We start from the raw sequence: 21,978 nt of genomic DNA on the forward strand, positions 1-21,978 counted from the left end.
CGCGAGGTGCTTTCGCCGGATCGGTCAGAGCTTGAATCCAGCTTTTTGCGCGGCCGACAGATCGGTGATCTGGCCCCACTCGTCCGCCACATCCTGCACCGTCGGCGGCTTGTCGAAGTTCACCCCGTCGTTCTGGAACAGCGCAACCCGCTGCACCTTGCCGCCCCCGACGACGAACACCGAGCCGTTGTCCGGGTTCTCCTCGGTGCACAGGTAGGCCACCACCGGCGCGACGAACTCCGGGGTCAGCTTCTCCAGCACCTCCTTGGGCATGATGTCCTCGGTCATCCGGGTGGCCGCGATCGGGGCGACCGCGTTGGCGTGGATGTTGTACTTGGCGCCCTCGAGTGCCAGCGTGTTGATCAGACCCACCAGGCCCAATTTCGCTGCGCCGTAATTGGTCTGGCCGAAGTTGCCGAACAACCCGCTGGTCGAGGTGGCCACCACGACGCGTCCGTAGCTCTGCTCGCGGAAGTGCGGCCAGGCCGCGCGGATCACGTTGTAGCCGCCGTACAGGTGCACCTTGAGCACGGCGTCCCAGTTCTCCGACGTCATCTTGTGGAAGGTGCCGTCGCGCAGGATCCCGGCGTTGCTCACCACACCATGCACGGCGCCGAACTCGTCGAGCGCGGTCTTGATGATGTTGGCCGCACCGTCGGCTTCGGCGACGCTGTCGTAGTTGGCGACCGCGCGGCCCCCGGCGTCCCGAATCTCGGTGACGACCTGATCGGCCATCGCCGACCCGCCACCGGTGCCGTCGCGGGCACCACCGAGGTCGTTGACCACGACGCTGGCGCCCTCCCGGGCGAGGTTCAGGGCGTATTCACGACCCAATCCCCCGCCGGCGCCGGTTACTACGACGACACGATCCTGCACTCCGGGCATCAGTTTCCTCTCTGCAACGCAATAAGTGGACGGCTCAGGCTAGAACAGCCTGCGGGCCAGCTTGAAAGCCCGATCGGTGTACGGCGGGTAGATCATCTTGGAGAAGTCGGGGCGGGTCGGCTTCGTCAGCACCGACTTGCGGTGGCTGAACTCGTCGAAACCCCACTTCCCGTGGTAGGCGCCCATGCCGGAGGAGCCGACGCCACCGAACGGCAGCTTGGCCGTCGACACCTGGAAGGCGAGGTGGTTGATCAGCATGCCGCCGGCCGTCACCTCCTTGATCACCCGCTCGCGGGTTCCCTTCGTCTTGGTGAACAGGTAGGCCGACAGCGGCTTGGGCCGGGCATTGACGAAATTGATCGCCTCGTCCAGCGACGTGACCGTGATGACCGGCAGGATCGGGCCGAAGATCTCGTTCTGCATCAACGGTCCGTCCACATCCGGGTCCACGACGACGGTCGGCTGGATGCGCAGGCTGGACGCGTCGGACTTGCCGCCGACCGCGACCTTCCCCTTGCCGTCCGCTTCAGCCGCGTCGATGTACCCGGTCAACCGGTCGAACTGGCGCTCGTTGACGATGCGCATACCGGCCTGGTTGTCGTTGGCCCGGAACTTGGTCAGCGCGGAACCGATCTTGTCGACGAGCTCGTCGCGGATCGTGGCGTCGGCCAGCACGTAGTCGGGCGCGACGCAGGTCTGCCCGGAGTTCATGATCTTGATCCAGGCGATCCGCTTGGCCGCGACGTCCACGTCGGCGTCCGCGGCCACGATCACCGGGCTCTTGCCGCCCAGTTCGAGGGTGACCGGGGTCAGGTGCTTGGCGGCGCCCTCGTAGACCTTGCGGCCGATCTCGGTGCCGCCGGTGAACAGCACGCGGTCCAGGCCCTGCCCGATCAGCTCCTGCGTGACGGACCCGTCACCCTCGATCACCGCGACCGCGTCGGTGTCCAGGTACTTGGGCACCAGCTCGGCCATCAGGCGCGACGACGCCGGGGCGATCTCGGAGGGTTTGAGGATGACGGCGTTGCCGGCGGCCAGCGCGCCGACCGCGGGACCGAGGGTCAAATAGAACGGGTAGTTCCACGCGCCGATGATCAGCACGGTGCCGTACGGCTCGTACTCCACCCAACCGCGGCCGGGCAGCTGCGGCGCCTCCAGCAGCAGGTACTTGCGGCGCATCCATCTCTTCAGCTTCTTGGCCGCGTACTTGGCTTCACCGGCGGTGGTGGCGATGTCGGCGATGAACGCTTCGACCTGATTGCGGTCCAGGTCCTCGGCCAGCGCGGCGGCGATGGCCGGTTCGTTGTCCTCGACCAGCTTGGCCAGCTGCAGCAACTGGTGCTTGCGCCACTCGTAACTGCGGGTGCGTCCGGAAGCGAACGTCCGGCGCAGGCGGTCGACGGTTCCGGCGATGTCGACGTCTTCGGCAGCTTGCGACTGCGGGGGGGCGGGCGGGGATTCGGTGGTCATCGTTGTCCTTCCTTCCCGAGGTGCCCGCAGCCGTCGGCCAGCGGTCGCTCGTGGGTGATAACTCCCGATCCTAGTCACCCGGAAGGAATGGACAGAAGGCGCCGCTACAGCCGCTCGCCCATCACGAAGTCGGAGAACGCGTCCTTGTCGTCGGCCATGGGCACGTCGACCACCCAGCGGTCCAGTCGCTGCATCTCGTCGGGGGAGCTCACGGCGACAGCCCGCCAGCCGTGACTGTTCAACCACTCGTCGACCGGTGCCCGGTGCTCGTCGCGATACATCAGCTCGCCGACGTCGATGGTCTCTTCCAGCCCGATCTCCTCGGCGACCTTCTTGAACCGTTCGCGCATCTGCTGGCGGCGGTCGTCGGCGTGCGCGGGTGCGGTTTCGGCAGCGATGCGGCTGCCTGGCGCGCTCAACTCGCTGACCTGGGTGAACAGCTTGTCCTGCGCCTCGGCGGGCAGGTACATCAGCAGCCCTTCGGCCAGCCACGCCGTCGGTGCGGTGGGGTCGAAGCCGGCGTCGCGCAGCGCGCCCGGCCAGTCCTGGCGCAGGTCGATCGCCACCGCCCGGCGGTCGGCCGACGGCGTCACCTCGTTCTCGGACAGGGTCGTCGACTTGTACTCCAGGACCTGCGGCTGGTCGATCTCGAAGACGGTGGTCCCGGCCGGCCAGTCCAGTCGATACGCCCGTGAATCCAGGCCCGACGCCAGGATGACGACCTGCCGGATCCCGGTGGCGACGGCGTCGCGGAAGAAGGTGTCGAAGAAGTGGGTCCGCACCGCCTGGTAACCGCGCATGTGCCGGACCATGGCCGCGGCTTCGGCGTCCATCGCTTCCACCTTGGCCGCGACGGCGGGGTCGAGCATGGCCTCCCACAGCACTCCGGCGTTGGCGTTGGTCACCAGGAGTTTTGCGTAGGGGTCCCGGATCAGGGCGTCGGGTTGTTCGGTTTCCACCGCCCGCGCCGCGGCGACCATCACGGCCGTGGTGCCGACGCTGGTCCTGATGTCCCAGGTGTCGTCGTGGCTGCGTAATCCGCTCATTTCTGCACTCCTGCCAGGTGGCCCCACATCAGCGTGGCGGTGATGGCCTCGTCGACCAGATCTTCGGGTACCGGACGGCCCAGCCGGGCCATTTCCTGGTGATTGTCCACGCTGTGGACCTGCCAGCCGTGGTCGGTGAGCCATTGTGCTGGATCCGAACGCTCCGGCTCGTGGTAGGTGAGCGCGCCGATGTTGACGTCCAGACCGAGCCGGTCCCGCATCCGGTCCCAGCGCTGCCGGTTGCCGTCGACGACCATGGTGAATGCCTCGACGGCGAGACGACTGCCCGGCGCGCTCAGTGCGGTGCACAGCTGGAACAGCCGGTCCTGGGCGTCGCTGGGCAGATACGCCAGCAACCCCTCGGCCAGCCAGGCGGTGGGGCGCGACGGGTCGAACCCGGCCTCGATCAGCGCCGCCGGCCAGTCCTCACGCAGGTCCACCGCGACGGCATGCCGGGTTGCCGACGGGACCGCACCGTGGGAACCGAGCACCTCGGATTTGTACTCCAGCACCTTGGGCTGGTCGATCTCGTATAGCTGGGTCCCGGTCGGCCACTGCAACCGGTATGCCCGCGAGTCCAGGCCGGCGGCCAGGATCACCACCTGCCCGATACCGTCCCGCACGGCGCTGCCGAAGTACTCGTCGAAGTAGCGGGTGCGCACCGCCTGGTAGTCGCAACCCACCCGGTGCAGGCGTCTGCCGTGTTCGTCGCCGTCGAGCCAGGCGATGCTCGGGTCGGCGAGCCTGGCCCACGCCGGTCCGGCCGTGGCGACCAGCACCTGTGCGAACTCGTCGCGGATCAGCGGGTCCGGCCCGGCCGTCTCCACCGCGCGCGATGCGGCTACTGCCAACGCGGTGGCGCCGACGCTTTCGGTGATGAGCCAGCTGTCGCCGGCGGTACGCAACGAGGGCGTGTGGAGATCCGTCATGACCATCCATGCTACCTAATAACTTAGGTAAACTATACGCTTCGTGGGTCAGGTCACTGCCGGCTGGCGGCGGGGCTCCACAAATTCCCCCCGATCAGCTGGCCCAGCGTCCCGAGGATGTTCTCCACCTCCTGGAAGCTGCCGACGAAGCCCGCGTAGAAACCCACCCCGCACAGCATCAGCAGCAAAGCCTCCGCCAGTCGGTCGCCGTCGATGCCGGGGGCGAGTTCCCCGCCCTCGCGGGCCTCGTCGACGGCCCAGATCAGGAATTCTCGGGTGATCCGCACCGTGTCGTTCTCGGTCCGTCGCAGCTCCGGATGCCGCTGCGACTCCAGCACGGCAGTAGCTAAAAATGCTGCGGTACAAGGGTTTTCGGTGTCAGCCTCGATCGCTGTGGTGACGAAGGCTCCCACCCGGCCCAACAGCGTCTGCTCGCCCCGCGCCCGTTCGATGCCGGCGTTGACCACCAGGTCGGTAGTCCGATCGGAGACTTCGGTGTACAGCACCCGCTTGCTGGCGAAGTAATGGTTGATCGCGGGACGGGTCAGGTCGGCGCGGATCGCGATGGCCTGGAACGTCGCGCCGTCGTAGCCACGTTCGCTGAACACTTGACGGGCCGCCCGCACGATGCGTTTACGCGTCTCGTCGGCTTTTGCAGCGGGGGGGCGCCCGGGCCCGCGACTTGCCACATGCGGCATTACTAGAGTGTGCCACCGCCTCGCCGCGGCGTTAGCGCGTTCGCCGGGATACTTCCGAACTTGCCCGATTGGTAGTCCTCCAGGGCCTCGATCACCTCGGCCTTGGAGTTCATCACGAACGGGCCGTAGTGGAATACCGGCTCCCGAAGCGGTTGCCCGCCCAGCAGCAACACGTCCATGGGGTTCCGGCCCAGCCGGGCGGCCACGGTGATGCGATCACCCGGACCGAGGACCGCCAGCTGACCCTGCCTGATCGGGCGGCCCGCCGCACCGACCGTCCCCTCCCCGGACAGCACGTAGACCAGCGCGTTGAAGTCGGGGCGCCACGGGATGTTCAGTCGCGCACCGCTTTCGATGGTCGCGTGCGCCAAGGTGATCGGTGTGTGGGTGACTCCGGGACCGTGGTGGCCCGACACGTCGCCGGCGATGATGCGCAGCAGCGAGCCGCCGTCCTCGGATGCCAGCAGCTTGACGTCGCCGCCCTCGATGGCCTGGTAACGCGGCGGAGCGAACTTGTCCCGCTTGGGCAGATTCACCCACAGCTGGATGCCGTGGAAGACCCCGCCGCTGTCCACCATCTCGGCGGGTGGGGTCTCGATGTGCAGGATTCCCGACCCGGCCGTCATCCACTGGGTGGCGCCGTCGCCGATCAATCCGCCGCCACCGTGCGAATCCTGGTGGGCGAATTTGCCGTCGATCAGGTATGTCACGGTTTCGAAGCCGCGGTGCGGGTGCCAGTCGGTGCCGCGCGGCTCGCCCGGCTGATAGTCCACCTCGCCCAGCTGGTCCATGTGCACGAACGGGTCCAGCGCGGCGGGGCTGACTCCGGCGAAAGCCCGGACCACCGGGAATCCCAGGCCCTCATACCCCCGAGGCCCGGTGGTGACGGATCGGACCGGACGCTCGGCGTCGGCGGGTCCGGCCGGTGCCACCCTCGGCAACGTCAACGTGTCTGCGGTGATCGCGGGCATAGGTACCTCCTGAGTCGGTGATACCCAGTACAACCGGACTCGGGTCCGTTTATTCCTGGCTGCGCTCTGGTCGAGGCGTCGCCAGGCAAGCCGGGTTGAACCAGCCCGGGTTTCGTGCGCACCTTCTTTCGAGGGAAGGATGGCACGATGCCAAGCAAATACGACCCGGCGGTCAAGGCCAAGGCGGTCCGGTTGCTCCGGGAGCATCGCGAGGACTACGAGACGGAGTGGGCGGCGATGCGGGCCATCTCCACACGGTTGGGGATGAGTACCGAAACGCTGCGTAAGTGGGTGCGTCAGGCCGAAGTCGATGACGGTCAAGCGGCGGGGATGAGCACCCGGGAGTCCCAGGAGTTGCGGGAGCTGCGAAGGAAGAACCGCGAGCTGGAAGAAACCGTCGAGATCCTGAAGGCGGCAACAAGTTTCTTTGCGCGGGCGAGCGACCCGCGACACCGTTGATCTGTGCGTTCATCGCCGAGCATCGCGCTCGGTTTGGGGTCGTTCCGATCTGTAGGGTGCTCACCGAGCATGGCTGTCAGATCGCCCCGAGAACGTTCTACGCCTGGCGCAGCAGGCAGCCCTGCAAGCGGGCCCTGTGGGACATGGCGATCACCGAAATTCTGGCCGGCTACTACGAGCCCGACGAGAAGGGCCGCCGCAAGCCGGAGTCACTGTATGGGGCGAGGAAGATGTCGGCTCACCTGCGCCGGCAGGGCATCGAGGTGGCCCGATGCACCGTGGAGCGCCTCATGCGGGCCAACGGCTGGCAGGGGGTGACACGGACCAAGAAAGTGCGCACTACCGTGGCCGATCCGTGCGCGATCCGACCACCAGACCTGGTGGACCGCCGGTTCACGGTGCCAGCCCCCAACGTGCTGGTGGTAGCCGACTTCACCTACCTACGGCTGTGCACCGGGGTGTTCGTCTACACCGCGTTTGTCATCGACGCCTTCGCCGGGCGCATCGTGGGCTGGCAGTGCAGTGCCAACAAGCGCACCGCATTCGTCGAGTCAGCGATCCGCCAAGCCGCCAACCTGAGGTCAATGGAAGGTATTCCATTGACGGGCAGCACAATTCACCACTCAGATGCGGGGTCTCAATATACATCGGTGAGGTTCGGGGAAACCCTGATGCTGGCCGGACTACGACCATCAGTCGGATCAGTGGGCGACGCCTTCGACAACGCCCTCGCAGAGACGACGATAGGGCTCTACAAGACCGAAGCGGTACGCAACGACTCACCGTTTCGCCGCGGCCCGCTGCACCGGTTAGCCGACGTGGAACTACTCACCGCCGAGTGGGTCAGCTGGTACAACACCAGCCGGCTCATGCACCGTCTGGGCCGCATACCCCCCACCGAATTCGAAGCGAACTACTACGCTCAAGACGCCGCCGCCAAAACGGAGGCACACCAGTAACCGAGTGTGTACAAAACCCGGGGTAGCTCAGTTTGGCCTTGCCGGACTGATAGGGGCGACCAGCCGCGGCGAAAACGGCCACGGTTTTATGCCCGAGGCGACCAGAACTCCTGGTGCAATCTGCCGGCAGGAATTGTTCCTTTACATGCGAATCATAGTCGCTCCTGCCCCTGGGCGAATCGCGAACGAATAAGCGCCGCAACGACGTCGCCGCGCCTGAAACCAGCGCAGGCAAGTAGAAAGTAGGCGCACGGCCCCACCAGGCGAACGCCTACATGGCAGAAAGACCACAGGGCATGTCCACCAGAATCACCATCCACGTCGGCGCGCTCGTCACCACCCTCGCGGTCATCACCGGCACCGCCATTCTGCGCGGCGGCGCAGCAGCGGCCCACCCAGACCAAGACGACCAATTTCTCGCTCTGCTCGAAAAAAAGAGATCCCCGCTGTTGCGAATGCGCCGAACAAAACTAGTCTTTTGGTGACTTTAGTCCCTACCCCCAGGGGGTATTTTGCCGAAAAATCTATTACATGACGCAGACATCAGGATCGCAGGAGCCTCGCACGGCAGCAGAGCATGCCAGCCGCGCGCACCAATCCAATCCGCCGAGTCCACTAGACCAGGCGTGGGTGCTCGTCGGCACTACCGCCGGTGTCGTTTTCGTCGTAGCCCTGCTGTTTTTTGCCGGTTTCTTCTTGTCCCGCGCCACGAATGGCCCGAGCGCCGGGCACCCACCATCAAGCGGCGGCGAACGCAGCAGCTGCCCAATGATGGGGGCAGGCAAAGGTATGGAACCCGGGAAGGAGAACGAGCCACGGCAGACCACGGTGCCGACACCGCCTTCAATACCGCACCATCCCTAATCCGCCTAAGAGTCTGGAGCAGAGCGTGTTTGGCCTCGGTCGAAAGTCTCTCGCCCACAGCACAACAGGGCCAAATCATCACACACGGGAATGTACAAGAGAGGAATCAAGACAATGACAACTAAGAGACGGCATAAAATCGCAGTAGCAGTCGCAAGCGTCGGTGCCACAGCCGGGCTGATGGCCATAGCGCTTCCGCTGGTTCCGCAGGTGAGCGCCAATCTGGACAAAGCTGCGATGTCTGAGATGGGCATGCGGCCGGAGATGCCCGTGCCGCACGTGATGCGCTACGGCGCGATCGCCTATGCCCCGAGCGGCGCTTGGGGTACAGCGCAGGGTTACCCCGCCAAGGCACAAGCCGAACAGGTCGCAGTCGATCGCTGCAACGATAAGGACTGCCGCGTCGTGATCAGCTTCAATCTGTGTGGCGCGGTGGCTTCCGACGGCGTGAACTACCGTGGTGGAACGGGTTTTTCGCGTGCCGCGGCCGAAACCGATGCTTTGAACAGGCTTGGCGGTGGGACGGTCGTCAGCTGGGTATGCAACTGAGCGCGCTGAGGATTGGGCGCCAACGTTCCGCGGGGTAGAGCATCCGGCCATGCGAGCGCAGGCGCCAGGCGGTTGATCGCCATACCGTACAGGGCTACCGTATATAGAGTTATGTGTTCGCCGACGGTGCTGCACCTGTTAGGGATATTTCCGAGCCCTGCCGCCGATGGCTGGGCTGACGTCGGATTCGGGTTCGCTGGTCTCAGTGTCGAGAGCCGGTAGGACGCGATGACGCTCCATGGCAGGCGCCTGCAGCACTTGATGGCCGTTGTGGCCGCGACGGGCGTGGTAATCGGCGGTACCGCCTCGGCGGTTACGGCTGATCCGGGAGACCCCTACAGCGGACTCAGTTGCTCGTGCCCTTCCCAGGATTCGGGGCATCGCTTTGATATTCCCGAGGTCACCGAAGGAATCAAGGAAGGCCTTGTCGGCCTACGTGCACCGCAGCCACAAACCGATCGCCGGTTCGCCGAGCGGGCAACGGCGTGCCGCCAAACGCGCACAGCTTTCGCCCACAAGCGAAGCCGCCGCGTAAATCGCTGATGGCTACACGTACGCAATCCCGGGAAGATGGTGCGGTAACGGCGGCGTCAGATTGACGGTTGCGTCCGGGTGTGTCAGCAGGGTCGTCGATAGCTTCCACGACGGCGTTGAGCGGCGAGGCGTGCTTGACTTGAGCTGTCGCTATCCTCGTCAGTCCTGCGGGGTCGGCGGCCGCTGCACCGGGGCCGCTTGGATCTGCAACGTTGAGGTCGCTGAGAATGCCTGCAGCACTTTGGTAGTCACCAGGAGTCACTGCATTCGACCCGCGGGCAAGCGCGTTGATGACGTCGGCTTATGACGGTGCGTCCCCGTTTTGGCCGGGTTCGAGCGCGGGTGCCGTGTCGACAGCGAGCGAGCGATGCCAGCGAAAACGCAACACGTGTGCGATAGCGAGACCCCCGCACGTGATGGCCGCCGGGATTAGTGCGTGGTCGCCGATCCGGCCGCCGAGGATCACGCCGCCGGCGGCGCCACCGATGAATAGCAGGACCGTCGAACTCAGCAGCGCGGCTTTCCAGCGGTCGATTCCGTGGCGGTGACTACGCGCCACCAGCAGGCCGAGGTCGGTGATCGTGCCGGTGAAGTGAGTGGTGCGGATGGGCATCCCCGGGAAACTGGAAGTCATTCCATTCTGCAATCCGCACGCCGCGGCGGCCAGCGGCGCTCTGATCAACGGGTGTTCGATACCGGCGGCAGCCAACAGCAGAGCTGCTTCTCCCAGAAGCACCGCGGCGTGGCGCGGGCCAGTAGGGCTTTGCGCGGGAGCAAGCAGAGAACCGGCTCCCAGAACGCCGATCAGAAATCCGGCGACGATCGCCGCGATCATGCCACCCGGATGCAGTAGTGAATTAGTAGTGTGCTGGCCGATTTTGGTGGTCAGCGCCGTGAGGTTGCCCACCGGATATACCCACACCAGGAGGGCCACCGAGTTGACCCAACCGGCGACTGCGGCCAGCAGTCCGCTGTAGAGGAGCAGGATTGTGCGCGGGTCCGGTCTCTGCGGGCGTTCCAAAGGCGGCATCGAGCCTCCCCTTCCGTGGTCGTTGCGGCTCGTTGATCAACGTCGAAGGTCGCATAGCAGATCGAGGATGCTGCGGTGTCCACGGCCAGCATCGCGCCATACCGTTTGTCCCTGCGGACTTGGGGGACAACGGAACTGCCGCAACGTAGCTGCGACCTTGAGGTTTCCGCTGACACCGACCCTCCGGGGTGAAGACGTGCACACCGGAAAATGCTCACTGCCTTGACAGGGTTGGATCGCGTACGGTCGTGCACCGCGTCCACGACTGCACAACCTGGTCGGTTGGGTCAGTGATGACTGCGGGCTCACGCGGGCGGGCTGCGAGGAGCAAATCGTGGCCGCGGCAAAAATCGTCGCTATAGATGGTGTCGAAGTAGCGCAAGGGACCATCGGGAAAGATGGCGACTATCGTCGTACCGGGACGGTAGGCGCGAGCAGCCCAACCGGCGACCAACGCCACCGCACCGACACTCCACCCTCCGCTGATGAAGTACGTACTTGCCAGCGTCCGACATGCCCACACGGCTTCAGCCGGGGCTACCCAATGCGCCTCGGCGAACGCGGCATAGTCGACGTTGCGGGGATAGATACTCGACCCTAAACCGCGCATCAACCGTGTGGCGGCGGCCGGCTGCCCGAAGATCGTCGAGCCGATGGTGTCAACCCCGATCAACTTCAGGTCGGGGTTAGCTTCGCGCAGCACACGCGTCACACCGGCCGAGTGGCCTCCGGTGCCCACCGAACACACCAGGACATCAACGCTTCCAACCTGATTCAGCAGTTCAAGCGCCAGCGACTCGTAGCTGCCTACGTTGTCAGGATTGTTGTAATGATCGGGATTCCACGCGCGCGGATCTGCGGCCAGCAGTTGCGCCACGCGGGCTTCGCGGGTCTGCTGCCATCCCCCGCGCGGATGCGGCTCGGCGACGATCTCGATGCGCACCCCGTACGCGGCCAGCATCTGTTGCACGATGGGCTCCATGCCGGGATCAGTAACCAAAGTCACGGGATGGCCGTATACCTGCCCGGCCAATGCCAGACCCAATCCAAGCGTGCCGCTGGTGGATTCGACAATCTGTGCGTTTGGTTGTAGTTCGCCGCGAGCCCGAGCGCGTTGAACCATGTGCAAGGCGGGCCGATCTTTCATTCCGCCGGGATTGGTGCCCTCAAGCTTGGCCCAGAACCCTCGTCCCTCGGCCGCAAGTGCGTCCGAGATCCACAGCACCGGGGTATTGCCCACTAAACTAGCGGCTTCGCGATACCTACCAGCTGAACAGGCCGAGGCAGCCGCAGAATTAAGATGGCCTCCGATGCCCGGATCGGCCGCGTCACAAGTGCAGTGCAGTTCGGCAGTTTCAGTGAGCGTACTGCAGCGCTCAGAGTGTGCTAGGGACAAAGAATCCTTCATTGATCGTCGCTTTCGCAAATGCGCCGCAGAATTGCGACATCGAACACCGGTCAGCGAGCACCGGCCGCCGTGCGCAATGACACCACGACCTGAAGCTGATCGATCAGCTACGAATCAGGCAGAACCGCGTCAAGAGATCTCGACCGGTGAGGGCGGGCGGTGCTGCATTCGGTGGGCTCCGCCCCGACGTCGCGGCGTCACAGGACACTCCGGCGACAATCGCGACCATTGCTGCGGCCACGCCGATTTCCACCAAAATGGTTGGGGTTCGCGGCAACACCGCGGACACCGAGACGTCATGACAAGCGGTCAACGCTCCGTTGACAAGATGGGGGTGATCGACATTGATCGCGAATTCCGCGCCCACGCTGGATAACAGCGCGTGGGAGCGGTGGGGGTGGCCGGTCTCCGAATGCAGCAGTGCCGAATGCCCTAGCAGCACAAGCAAGAACGCGGCTGTGGCGACCGCGGTCGTCGACCGCCGTGTCAGCGGCGAGGTGCGTGGAGACGAAGCCGTCCGTTCTCGCACAGACCTCATACCCCTAGAGGGTAGGCGTCGGATGTTGTTCCAGCAACCGGGCGCGATAACGTTTCGCCGATTCATCGGGCGTTGGACACAGGTCTGCGTGGGCGCCGTTGTACGGCGCCCCAGGCCTACGCAACCGTGGTTTCTGGCGGCCCTTCGTGGTGGCCTACTCTCCCTAAACCAGGTTTGACCACCGAGGCACCATTGGTGGGCGCTCCAGGAACCGGGGATCGGGGACCATCCCGGCTGCGCCGCGCTCTCCTGCCGCCGCCAACGGGAGTCCACCTAACATGCTGCTCGGGACACCGGAGTTGGCGGCCGGAGCGGCGCCGAGGTTGGTGCCAGTCAGCGCAGCAGCCGCCTTGGCCGGCACAGAAGCTGTCCAACTCTGCGGTGCCGACAACGACCCGACCAATCCGGCTTGCCCCATACCCGCCGATACCGTGCCGGCACCGCCGAAGCCTGCCAGACCGGCCAACCCGGATCCGAGCGGCCCGGTGGCCAACCCTTCGGCAACGGCTGGTGCGAGTGCGCTGGTGGCCGCCGGCAGCAGGCCCTTGAGCTTCTCCCCGGTCGACAGGCCGGCACTGGCGATCCACGCGGTTGAACTTATCGTTGACAGCTCCGGGTTTATCGCACTCAGCATCGAGGACACCGAACCCGACGACAGGGGCGAAGCAAGTTGCTGCAACGCGGTGGGTACGGACGATGTCAGCTGTGTGAGGACGGCCTGGGTGTCGGTTGCCACCGAACCGCCCGTGGCCTGGGCGACAGCGGCGCCCTGCGCAGCCAACCCGCTCGGATTGGCGACTTGCTGGGGCGGCGCGAAAGGCGTCAACGTCGACGCGGCCGCTGACGAGCCGGCGTATCCGTACATGGCCATCGCATCTTGGGCCCACATCTGCGCGTACTGGGCCTCGGTGGCCGCGATCGCCGGCGTGTTCTGCCCGAAGATGTTCGTCGCGATCAGGCTCATCAACAAGCTGCGATTGGCCACGATCACCGGTGGTGGCACGGTCTGCACGAACGCCGCCTCAAATGCGGCGGCTGCGGCGCGGGCCTGGTCGGCCGCCTGCTCCGCTGCGGTTGCGGTCGTTGTCATCCACATCACATACGGCGCAGCTGCCGACGCCATCCAGGTCGCCGCCGGGCCGTACCAGGACAAGGCCGTCATCCGGGCGATTACCGCGGCGTAAGACGTTGCGGCTGAACTCATTTCAACGGCCAGCTCATCCCAGCCGGCCGCGGCGGCCAGCATCGGTCCGGAACCGGGACCCAAATACATCCTGGCCGAATTGATCTCCGGTGGAAGTGCCCCGAAATCCATTCGCATACCCCTTCAGCTATGACGCGCGTTAGCCGGTCGCGGCCGCATTGGCGGCCTCGGTGACGGCATAGGACCCAGCGCTAGTCGCCAAGGCGGCAACGAACTGGTCGTGAATTGCTGTGGCCTGGGCAGCCACTGCTTGGTACAACTGCGCGTGCGCGGCGAACTGGGCCGCGGTCAACGCAGACACTTCGTCAGCGGCGGCCGGCACCACTGCGGCCGTCGGGACCGCGACCGCCGCCGTTCGGTCATCCATCGCCGCGCCGATCGTTTGCAGATCACCGGCCGCCGACGCCAGTGATTCCGGATGCGTTGTCAGATACGACATGTTTGCTCTCCTTGAAAGAATGCGGCTCCGCTACCGAAATGTGTTCCCGTGCCAAGGCGGCGGAGGGACCATGTCGGCGCCTTGGAAAGATCGGCGGTGCCGCCGAAGTTCGTTTCCCGGCGATCGGGGACCTGCAACATCCCTGTGGACAGCGACCGCCGTCCGCGAGCCTCGGCTAACGTACGAACGAATCGGCCTCGGCGGGCAGGCTCACGGCGCCGTGCTTCCCTCGGCCGCGAGCAACTCAGCAACCCGGGCGCGGCAGAGTATTTGTATAATTCATCAAATAGTGAATGCATCACATCAGTCGGCTTTAGATCAGGGCGCGACTACCGCGCGAAAATCGACAGGAACAGACGTCACCAGCCGGGTGCAGCACAGCACCAGGGCTTGACGCTGACCAGTCAGCGACGAGCTAAGCAGAACCGAGTCAGAAGATCTCGACCGGACAAGATGGCAACGCGTGGTTGCGGAGGGCTCCGTCCGGCCGGTGCCACAAGCTGCGTCAGCCAGCCCATACCCGCCAGCGCCGCCAAGCCCAGGCCGAGGACGACCAGCGCGGTCATCACCGCGGCGGGTATCCCATCAATTGCTAACACCTTCGAGGCTTTACAGATTGGCCGCTCCTGCGCAAGCTGCGGCTGATCAGCGCTGGCATGGACCGCAAGAGGAAGCGAGGCCACTGAAAGTTGTTCCGGCGGCGAAGATGGCAGAGCAGCGGCGCGCGCCGGCACGCAGTGACCGATGATGGCCAATGCTGCGACTGCAGCCGCGACGACTACGGCAAAGCGCAATCGGGGCGCTCTGCTTGTTTCTACACGTCGATCATCCGACCACAATCGGATGCTTCTCATACCCACCGAGGGTACACGATACAGCGGCCGGAATCACGACATGTTCACCCATTTGGAGGTGAAACGAGTCTTTGAGCTCACCAACACGGGTCCCCGCCGATTGCACCTCGCAGTCCCGCACCGGGGTGGGCTCCCTGCCAGCGCCGACGGCCGTGATCACTGACTGTAGCGGCAACTGCAGCGCCATCGGCATCGCTCCTCTAACTGCTGAGGGCACCGCCCCGCACGTTAATGACAATGATAATCATTAGTAATACACCTGGGCCTGTCGATGCGCCAGACGATGTTCGACAACCTTTTTGTGACCTTGTCGCCCCTTGCCGCCCACCCCACTCACCTGTACCCTCAGGGGGTATGGGGTACGAAACGGTGGGGGCGGACGTGATGTCCCAGCATGGCCGCCTGTCGTCGACGCAACCCCGATCCCGTTGGTACGCTGTAAGTACTGTGAGCGGATCAAACGCATGCCCGCGGCCGTGGTGGCAATTCACCGCGGCATTGGCTGCTGCAGTTGCCGCGGTCGCGGTGTGGATCCTTCTTCTCGGACACGCCGAGGTGCGGCATGAGCCTGCTGCACCCCATCCCGCTCATGTTCTGGTGAGTTCGCTGGGTAGCGAATTCACAATCAGCAGCAATCACGCGCACATCGGAACTCCATCGGTTGTCCATCACGAGGCGTTCATGTCCGCCGTGCTGCCTAACGCGCCGGTCACCACCGTGGCTGCTCTGAGCGTGGTGGTAGCGGTGATCGGCGCGGTGGGGTTGTTCGGGCGGCACGTGATCTTGGGCGGTCGTGGTCCGCCGCGTGGTATCGCTCGCATTTTGACCGGTCAAGAACTTCTGACGCGGTTGTGCTCTTCTCGTCGCTGACTGGGTAGCGCCAGGTCGTCTGTGCACTGTCACGACGGCCGGTGGCCGCTTCCCTTGTCACTGGCTGCGCCAGCGGCCTCTTGCTAGAAAGCGACGATCGCATGAACAACAACTCTGCTCGTTCCTCGAACTCTCTGGAATCCCGTCTGCCCTGCAGTTCCCGGTCGCTGACGTTGGTGGACCGGCCTCTCAGCCCCGCACAATGCCCGCCCGTGCCGGGAAGCCACCGTCAGCCGGCCGGGCTGGTGGGCAACACCCCGGTACTGCTGATCTCAGAACCGCTAACTGCCGCAGACCGCGGCTTCTGGGCCAAATTGGAAGGCTTCAATCCCGGCGGCAGCATGAAGGACCGGCCCGCAGTGCACATGGTTGAACGCGCCCGGGCCCGCGGTGAACTGCGTCCGGGGGCCCGCATCGTGGAATCCACCAGCGGATCCCTGGGCCTGGGGCTGGCGCTGGCCGGCATGGTGTACCGGCACCCGGTCACGGTGGTCACCGACCCAGGCATGGAGCCCATCGTGCAGAACATGTTGCGCGCCTACGGCGCCGAGGTCGACCTGGTCACCGAGCCCCACCCGGTCGGCGGATGGCAACAGGCCCGCAAGGACCGCATTGCACAGCTGCTGGCCGCTGACCCCGACGCGTGGTGCCCCAACCAGTACAACAACCCCGAGAACGTGGACGCCTACCGTCCGCTGGCCCTGGAGCTGCTCGACCAGCTTGGTCGCATCGATGTGTTGGTGTGCTCGGTGGGCACCGGCGGGCACTCGGCGGGAGTGGCACGGGTGCTGCGCGAGGCGAACTCGGATCTGAAGGTGATCGGGGTGGACACCGTGGGCTCGACGATCTTCGGTCAACCCGCGGCCACCCGGTTGATGCGCGGTCTGGGATCGAGCATCTACCCTCGCAACGTCGACTATGCGGCGTTTGACGAGGTGCACTGGGTGGCACCCGCCGAGGCGGTCTGGGCCGCGCGCGCGCTGGCGGCCACCCACCACGCCAGCGGCGGCTGGAGCGTGGGTGCCGTCGGCCTGGTGGCCGGGTGGGCCGCGCGGACCATGCCCGCCGGGACCACCATCGCCGCGGTCTTTCCCGACGGTCCGCAACGCTATTTCGACACCATCTACAACGACGACTACTGCCGCGAGCACGGCCTGCTCGACCACCTTCCCCCCGAAGGGCCAGCCGTCATCGCCCACCCCGACGAGCTGGTCGTGCAGTCCTGGACCCGGTGCGCCACCGTCGTGGATCCCACCGGAGCGATGCAGTAATGGAATTGCTGACGCAATTTCGCAGCTTCGACCGGCCCAGCCGGATGCTGATGATCAACCAGTTCGGCATCAACCTCGGTTTCTACATGTTGATGCCGTACCTGGCTGCCTACCTCGCCGGCCCACTCGGGCTGGCGGGGTGGGCTGTTGGGCTGGTTTTGGGTGTCCGCAACTTCTCCCAACAGGGCATGTTCATTGTCGGCGGCACGCTGGCAGACCGGATCGGCTACAAACCGTTGATCGTGGCCGGCTGCCTGCTTCGAACGGGCGGCTTCGCGTTGCTGATCTTCGCTCACTCATTACCGGTCGTGTTGATCGCCTCCGCTGCCACCGGCTTCGCCGGAGCGTTGTTCAACCCCGCGGTGCGCGCGTACCTGGCCGCCGATTCACGTGAGCGCCGTGTGGAAGCATTCGCGGTGTTCAACATCTTCTATCAGGCTGGGATTCTGCTGGGCCCGCTGGTCGGAGTCATGCTGGTAGCCATCGACTTCCGCATCACCGCAGCAGGCGCGGCGGTGGTCTTTGCGGTACTGACGGTCGCGCAGTTGCTGGCGCTGCCGCAGCACAGCGCCGATCCGGCGCCGGAGAAAACATCGATACTCGATGACTGGCGAGTGGTCCTCGGGAACCGTTCCTTCCTGCTGTTCGCGGCGGCGATGATCGGCTCCTACGTGTTGTCCTTCCAGGTCTACCTCGCCCTGCCGCTGCAGGCGGCGCAGTTGACCAAGCGCTACCAAACGCTACTGGTGGCGGCGATCTTCGTTGTTTCAGGTCTGGTGGCGGTCGCCGGACAGCTGCGCATCACCCGTTGGTTCGCCGCGCGGTGGGGCCCGGGGCGCAGCCTGGCCATCGGGTTGGGTGTCCTGGCGGCCTCGTTCTTGCCGCTGATAGCCGTCCCCGACGGCTCTCGACTCGGGATCGTCGCGGCTGCCGCCGCGCTGCTGGCGACAGCCGCCATGCTGGCCGTCGGCTCGGCCGCGGTCTTCCCGTTCGAAATGGACACTGTCATGGCTCTGGCCGGAGGCCGGCTCGTGGCTACGCATTACGGCTTTTACAACACGATCGTCGGAGTGGGAATCCTCGCCGGCAACCTGGCTACCGGTTGGGCAATGGGCGCAGCGCGGCAGGCCGGAGCCGACGAATTGGTATGGGCCGGGCTGTTCATCATCGGTGTCTTCGCGGCTTTGGCTCTGCGCGTCCTTGACCGCCACCAGCACCTGCAGCCGCGCGCTACTCAACACTGCCCCACCGGATCAACCGGCGCTGGGCAATCCCCTGAAGTTCAGCGGGGACGATCCTGAGAGCACGACGCCTCGCCACACCGCGGGGTCAGTAGCCACGAATTAACCCGCGGCAGCGCCCGCGGCAACCGACTGACGAAGGATGGTAGTGCAGGCAGTGCGGAATCACATCTCACTCAATCGGCGCACGTTCGTCACCGCTTCAATCGCCGGCGCGGCCGGGCTTGCGCTCGGGTCATGCGGGCGAAGCGATCGTGCACCCAACCTGCAGCAGGCCATTGACGCCGCGGAAAAAGCCCGACCACACACGGGACGGACCGTCACCGCCACCCTTACCGCCCAACCGGCGTCCCTAGACCTCGGCGGTCCGGTCGCGAGAACACTGGCCTATGGCGACGCCTTGCCCGGCCCGCTGATCCGCGCCAACGTCGGCGACGAACTGGCCGTCACGGTCAGAAACCGGCTCGGCGACGCCACTTCGGTGCACTGGCACGGCATCGCGCTGCGTAACGACATGGACGGTGTCTTCCCTTCCACCCCCAATATCGGCGCCAACAGTGACTTCACCTACCGGTTCTCCTCACCGCACCCCGGCACCTACTGGGCCCACCCACACGTCGGAATGCAGACCGACTACGGGCTCTACCTGCCGGTGATCATCGACGACCCCGCGGACCCCGGCCGCTACGACGCCGAATGGATCGTGGTCCTCGACGACTGGACCGACGGCGTCGGGAAAAATCCTCAACAGATTTTCGATGAGCTCAAGGGCTCCCAGATGCCGGCCCACGGGCCCAGCCAGCAGCAGATGCCCGGAATGTCCGCCGTGGGTAGCAGTGCATTACTTGGTGGTGATTCCGGCGACATCGATTACCCCTTCTATCTGGTCAACGGACGGGTTGCGGCAGCGGCAACCACCTTTGACGCTAAGCCGGGCCAGCGCATTCGCATCCGCATCATCAACGCCGGCGCCGACACCGCCTTCCGCGTGGCTTTGGCAGGCCACGTCATGACGGTCACCCACACCGATGGTTTCCCGGTTGCGCCAACCGATACCGACGCTTTGCTGGTTGGTATGGCGGAACGCTATGACGTCGTCGTCACCGCCGGCGACGGGGTCTTCCCGCTGGTAGCAATGCCTGAAGGCAAACCGGCGACACCCGGGCGCGCGCTGCTGAAGACCGCGGACGGCAGCCCACCAGATGTCAACTTCCGGCCGCCCGAGCTCAATGGCCGAATCGGTACCGTCGACACGTTCACCGCCCCACCGCCCGCCAGCTTGGGGTCAGTGCAATCGGATGCGAACCTGGCCCTAGAACTCACCGGCTCCATGGCGAAGTACGACTGGGCGATCAACGGGAAGCCTTACCCGGACAGCACGCCGGTGACCGTCAAACAGGGCCAGCGAGCTACCCTGGCCTTCACCAACTCGACGATGATGTACCACCCCATGCACCTGCACGGCCACACTTTCCAGGTGATCAAACCCGACGGCCAGCTGGGCGCCCGCAAAGACACCGTCATCGTGTTGCCCCACCAGAAACTCAACGCTGTGCTGATTGCCGATAACCCAGGCACCTGGATGATCCACTGTCATCATGGCTATCACCTAGAAGCCGGCATGATGACCATGCTCAACTACACCGCTTACTCGACCTGACACACCTGGAAAGGCCGTGACGCTGTAAGTGCCTCCCCTGACAGTTAATTGCCGGTGTACGAGTTCTAAATATTAGGTGTGCCGGACAAACCGTTGTTCACAAATCCACTCATGAAATCGGCACCTCGAAATATGGTTGCTCTCTTACATTATCGTGATAACCTACTCGGGACGGCGCCATTATTCAGAAGCTTGCTCAAATTCACCGTCTCCTCGATTTGACGTTGTACGCAATTCGACAGCATGTGCTCATCCGGTGTGACCCGCGGCAGGCGCACGTGGTCAGAAGTCCCACTGGTGGCCGAGTGGGGGTCACCACTGATGACCAGCAGGGACATGAACCTAGCCATTGTCAGCCGCAAAACAAGAGAACGGAAATACGCATGAGAATGAAGGCCTCCGCCGCAGCTGTTGTGCTGCTGTTCGGAGTGGGTCTCGGCGCAGCCGCACCGCAGGCGAAGACGGAACCTCCAGCGATGGACGGCGTCTATCTCTACGCCGACGACGACGGCGGTAAGGGGACGTGGACTATCAGCACGACCTGCAGCCCGTCCTGTGTCGCCCACGTGACGACCGCGCAAGGGGGGAGTTTCGACGCCCCACTGATAGATGGCCAATACGTCAATTCGCGGACTATCCCCGATGGTCTGAATTGTCCCTTATATGTGATGGGCGACTTTTTATTCGATGGCGGATACCATCCGGTGAGCATAGTCCAGTGGTGGGACCCTGTTACGCTCCACGGGGAAGTGCACTTCACTCCCTACAGTAAAGTGGACATCCCACACGTCCCACCGAACTGCTACATCGTTGACCACCATCAATTATTTACACTGACCAAAGTCGGTTAGACGAGTTCCCGGATTTGAGTCCACAAGGGTGGTCGTTGTTTCGGATTCGGGGCTCAGTGGAAAAGCCCGCAGGTGTACCCACTGGCAATCCAGGTGGTCCCATCACCCCGGCAAAAATCAGGTCACACTGGTCCCCTCCTCATGGCAAGCGACATGTGCGAACTGTTGCATCAACGATACGAAGATGGCCGACTTCGTCCGCTTATGCCTGGACTGGCAGCGATATGCGGGGCGTGTGTGACGCTGGTGTCCCGCGGGTCTCGTTGGGCGGCTCAGTTGTGCCAGTTGTGCGCAGAGATTTGTGAGGCGTGCGCGGCCGAGTGCGACAAGCACGACAACGATCACTGTCGCGCCTGCGCAGAGTCATCTCGCCGCTGCGCTCAAGAGTGCCGGGCGAGGCCTGACCAACATCTGAAGCTTAGTCGCACAAGCGCCGTCCAGCGCTCGGGCAGCTGTGAGCAATGCCATGGTCACGGCCGTGCTGTAGTGGTGCTCGATTCCCTGGTGGGTTTGAGGCGTTTCGGGCACCGCATCGCGCCGCCACGCCCGGTGAACCCTTCTCCTGCTCGGCCTCGGCCGACAGCCTTGCAAGCGCGTGCTCTGCTCCCCAATCTCACGCAGCTCTTTGGCGGCGTCAATGTCCCTGCCCGTAGGTGCGGCGCCGAGTTGCACAGCGTGGCCGCTGCGACTGCAAACGCTGTGGCGATTTCCTCACTGGTCTTGCCTTCAGCAGACAACTGATCCGCGCGGCGCAACGTGCTGCACGATGGCCTCCGCAGAATGCCGTTTGCTCGGGCCAGGTGGTTTGTCGCCCCCTTCCAGCCCGACCTCGGGTCACAGGACCCTAAAACGAGCTCGACCGGTCTACCGGGAAAACGCCACGTGTCAACGCAAATTCGGCGGGCTGTAATGGACGCGACACGACAGCGCTGTGCTTATTCACTTCTTCATTCCGTGTGAATAGAGTTAGCCCGTTCGAGTCGTCCCGTTGATTGATGGGAGCCGCAGATGTCGACCTTTCTTATCGCAGCACCTGAGGCTTTGGCCGCGGCGTCAGCGGATCTGAACGGGATCGCCGAGGCGATAAGGCGAGCGACGGCGTCGGCGGCGCCGTCGACCACGCAGATCGCGGCCGCTGCCGCCGATGAGGTGTCCGCGGTGATTGCCCGGATTTTCGGCGGCTACGCCCAGTCGTATCAGTCGGTGGGCACTCAGATTGCGTTGTACCAGAAGCAGTTTCAGCAGGCA

20 protein-coding genes and 2 pseudogenes are annotated in these 21,978 nt (G+C 64.6%); 10 read left to right on the forward strand and 12 right to left on the reverse strand.

Going from position 1 to position 21,978, the window contains the following annotated elements; translation table 11 throughout:
* Positions 1–24: 24 nt before the first annotated feature.
* From AC5Y46_RS15310 to AC5Y46_RS15335, 6 genes are all read right to left on the reverse strand, one after another.
* Entirely contained in the window at positions 25–885 is an 861-nt protein-coding gene (locus tag AC5Y46_RS15310) for an SDR family NAD(P)-dependent oxidoreductase (protein ID WP_499946338.1), read from the reverse strand.
* Positions 886–924: 39 nt separating this feature from the next.
* Positions 925–2,355 (reverse strand): aldehyde dehydrogenase family protein, encoded by a 1,431-nt coding sequence (locus AC5Y46_RS15315; protein WP_499946339.1) that lies wholly within the window; start codon positions 2,353–2,355, stop codon positions 925–927.
* A 104-nt stretch (positions 2,356–2,459) separates the two neighbouring features.
* On the reverse strand, positions 2,460–3,401 hold the full coding sequence (locus AC5Y46_RS15320) for a class I SAM-dependent methyltransferase (RefSeq protein WP_499946340.1): 942 nt from the start codon (positions 3,399–3,401) through the stop codon (positions 2,460–2,462).
* The gene (locus AC5Y46_RS15325; RefSeq protein WP_499946341.1) at positions 3,398–4,330 is read right to left on the reverse strand and encodes a class I SAM-dependent methyltransferase; all 933 of its coding nucleotides are present in this window, start codon (positions 4,328–4,330) and stop codon (positions 3,398–3,400) included. Before AC5Y46_RS15325 ends, AC5Y46_RS15320 begins: the two co-directional genes overlap by 4 nt.
* Positions 4,331–4,383: 53 nt before the next feature.
* Positions 4,384–5,028, reverse strand: coding sequence for a TetR/AcrR family transcriptional regulator (locus AC5Y46_RS15330; RefSeq protein ID WP_499946342.1), 645 nt, complete (start codon positions 5,026–5,028; stop codon positions 4,384–4,386).
* Between the two features lie 2 nt (positions 5,029–5,030).
* Complete coding sequence (locus tag AC5Y46_RS15335; protein ID WP_499946343.1) at positions 5,031–5,999, reverse strand: pirin family protein; 969 nt, start codon at positions 5,997–5,999, stop codon at positions 5,031–5,033.
* Positions 6,000–6,146: 147 nt separating this feature from the next.
* Here AC5Y46_RS15335 and AC5Y46_RS15340 point away from each other — a divergent pair.
* From AC5Y46_RS15340 to AC5Y46_RS15350, 3 genes and pseudogenes are all read left to right on the forward strand, one after another.
* Positions 6,147–7,417, forward strand: a protein-coding gene (locus AC5Y46_RS15340; RefSeq protein ID WP_499992037.1) for an IS3 family transposase whose coding sequence is annotated in 2 segments (ribosomal slippage) — positions 6,147–6,420 and positions 6,420–7,417 — 1,272 coding nt in all. Because the reading frame shifts where the segments join, the coding sequence is not laid out codon by codon here.
* 296 nt (positions 7,418–7,713) lie between these two features.
* Positions 7,714–7,880: pseudogene (locus tag AC5Y46_RS15345) on the forward strand (DUF732 domain-containing protein); the annotation flags it as partial.
* A 611-nt stretch (positions 7,881–8,491) separates the two neighbouring features.
* The gene (locus AC5Y46_RS15350; RefSeq protein WP_232004375.1) at positions 8,492–8,830 is read left to right on the forward strand and encodes a DUF4189 domain-containing protein; all 339 of its coding nucleotides are present in this window, start codon (positions 8,492–8,494) and stop codon (positions 8,828–8,830) included.
* An 835-nt stretch (positions 8,831–9,665) separates the two neighbouring features.
* Here the strand turns inward: AC5Y46_RS15350 and AC5Y46_RS15355 are convergent.
* The 6 genes from AC5Y46_RS15355 to lpqS (AC5Y46_RS15380) all read right to left on the reverse strand — a co-directional run bounded on the left by AC5Y46_RS15355 (position 9,666) and on the right by lpqS (AC5Y46_RS15380) (position 14,837).
* Positions 9,666–10,394 carry a YoaK family protein gene (locus AC5Y46_RS15355; RefSeq protein WP_081283275.1) on the reverse strand — a complete coding sequence of 243 codons (729 nt, stop codon included), beginning with the start codon at positions 10,392–10,394 and terminating at the stop codon, positions 9,666–9,668.
* Positions 10,395–10,608: 214 nt separating this feature from the next.
* A complete protein-coding gene (locus AC5Y46_RS15360; RefSeq protein WP_065139422.1) occupies positions 10,609–11,706 on the reverse strand; it encodes a PLP-dependent cysteine synthase family protein in 1,098 nt (365 codons plus the stop codon).
* 199 nt (positions 11,707–11,905) lie between these two features.
* On the reverse strand, positions 11,906–12,406 hold the full coding sequence (gene lpqS, locus AC5Y46_RS15365; RefSeq protein ID WP_499992041.1) for a putative copper homeostasis (lipo)protein LpqS: 501 nt from the start codon (positions 12,404–12,406) through the stop codon (positions 11,906–11,908).
* A gap of 97 nt (positions 12,407–12,503) precedes the next feature.
* On the reverse strand, positions 12,504–13,655 hold the full coding sequence (locus tag AC5Y46_RS15370; RefSeq protein WP_155769012.1) for a PPE family protein: 1,152 nt from the start codon (positions 13,653–13,655) through the stop codon (positions 12,504–12,506).
* A 28-nt stretch (positions 13,656–13,683) separates the two neighbouring features.
* Entirely contained in the window at positions 13,684–13,983 is a 300-nt protein-coding gene (locus tag AC5Y46_RS15375) for a PE family protein (RefSeq protein ID WP_065139390.1), read from the reverse strand.
* Between the two features lie 404 nt (positions 13,984–14,387).
* The gene (lpqS, locus tag AC5Y46_RS15380; protein ID WP_483310453.1) at positions 14,388–14,837 is read right to left on the reverse strand and encodes a putative copper homeostasis (lipo)protein LpqS; all 450 of its coding nucleotides are present in this window, start codon (positions 14,835–14,837) and stop codon (positions 14,388–14,390) included.
* A gap of 354 nt (positions 14,838–15,191) precedes the next feature.
* Between lpqS (AC5Y46_RS15380) and lpqS (AC5Y46_RS15385) the strand changes: the two genes are divergently transcribed.
* The 7 genes and pseudogenes from lpqS (AC5Y46_RS15385) to AC5Y46_RS15415 all read left to right on the forward strand — a co-directional run.
* On the forward strand, positions 15,192–15,707 hold the full coding sequence (gene lpqS, locus AC5Y46_RS15385; protein ID WP_253872811.1) for a putative copper homeostasis (lipo)protein LpqS: 516 nt from the start codon (positions 15,192–15,194) through the stop codon (positions 15,705–15,707).
* A 101-nt stretch (positions 15,708–15,808) separates the two neighbouring features.
* Positions 15,809–16,978 (forward strand): PLP-dependent cysteine synthase family protein, encoded by a 1,170-nt coding sequence (locus tag AC5Y46_RS15390; RefSeq protein ID WP_133449266.1) that lies wholly within the window; start codon positions 15,809–15,811, stop codon positions 16,976–16,978.
* Positions 16,978–18,279 (forward strand): MFS transporter, encoded by a 1,302-nt coding sequence (locus AC5Y46_RS15395; RefSeq protein WP_085087449.1) that lies wholly within the window; start codon positions 16,978–16,980, stop codon positions 18,277–18,279. Before AC5Y46_RS15390 ends, AC5Y46_RS15395 begins: the two co-directional genes overlap by 1 nt.
* An 88-nt stretch (positions 18,280–18,367) precedes the next feature.
* Positions 18,368–19,879 carry a multicopper oxidase family protein gene (locus AC5Y46_RS15400; RefSeq protein ID WP_499992045.1) on the forward strand — a complete coding sequence of 504 codons (1,512 nt, stop codon included), beginning with the start codon at positions 18,368–18,370 and terminating at the stop codon, positions 19,877–19,879.
* Between the two features lie 383 nt (positions 19,880–20,262).
* The gene (locus tag AC5Y46_RS15405) at positions 20,263–20,730 is read left to right on the forward strand and encodes a hypothetical protein (protein WP_065163266.1); all 468 of its coding nucleotides are present in this window, start codon (positions 20,263–20,265) and stop codon (positions 20,728–20,730) included.
* A 204-nt stretch (positions 20,731–20,934) separates the two neighbouring features.
* Positions 20,935–21,471, forward strand: a complete 537-nt coding sequence (locus tag AC5Y46_RS15410) for a four-helix bundle copper-binding protein (protein ID WP_499992070.1) — start codon at positions 20,935–20,937, stop codon at positions 21,469–21,471.
* Positions 21,472–21,738: 267 nt separating this feature from the next.
* Positions 21,739–21,963 (forward strand): annotated as a pseudogene (locus AC5Y46_RS15415) (PE family protein); the annotation flags it as partial.
* Positions 21,964–21,978 lie beyond the last annotated feature (15 nt).

Source organism: Mycobacterium sp. NGS59 (assembly GCF_059812345.1).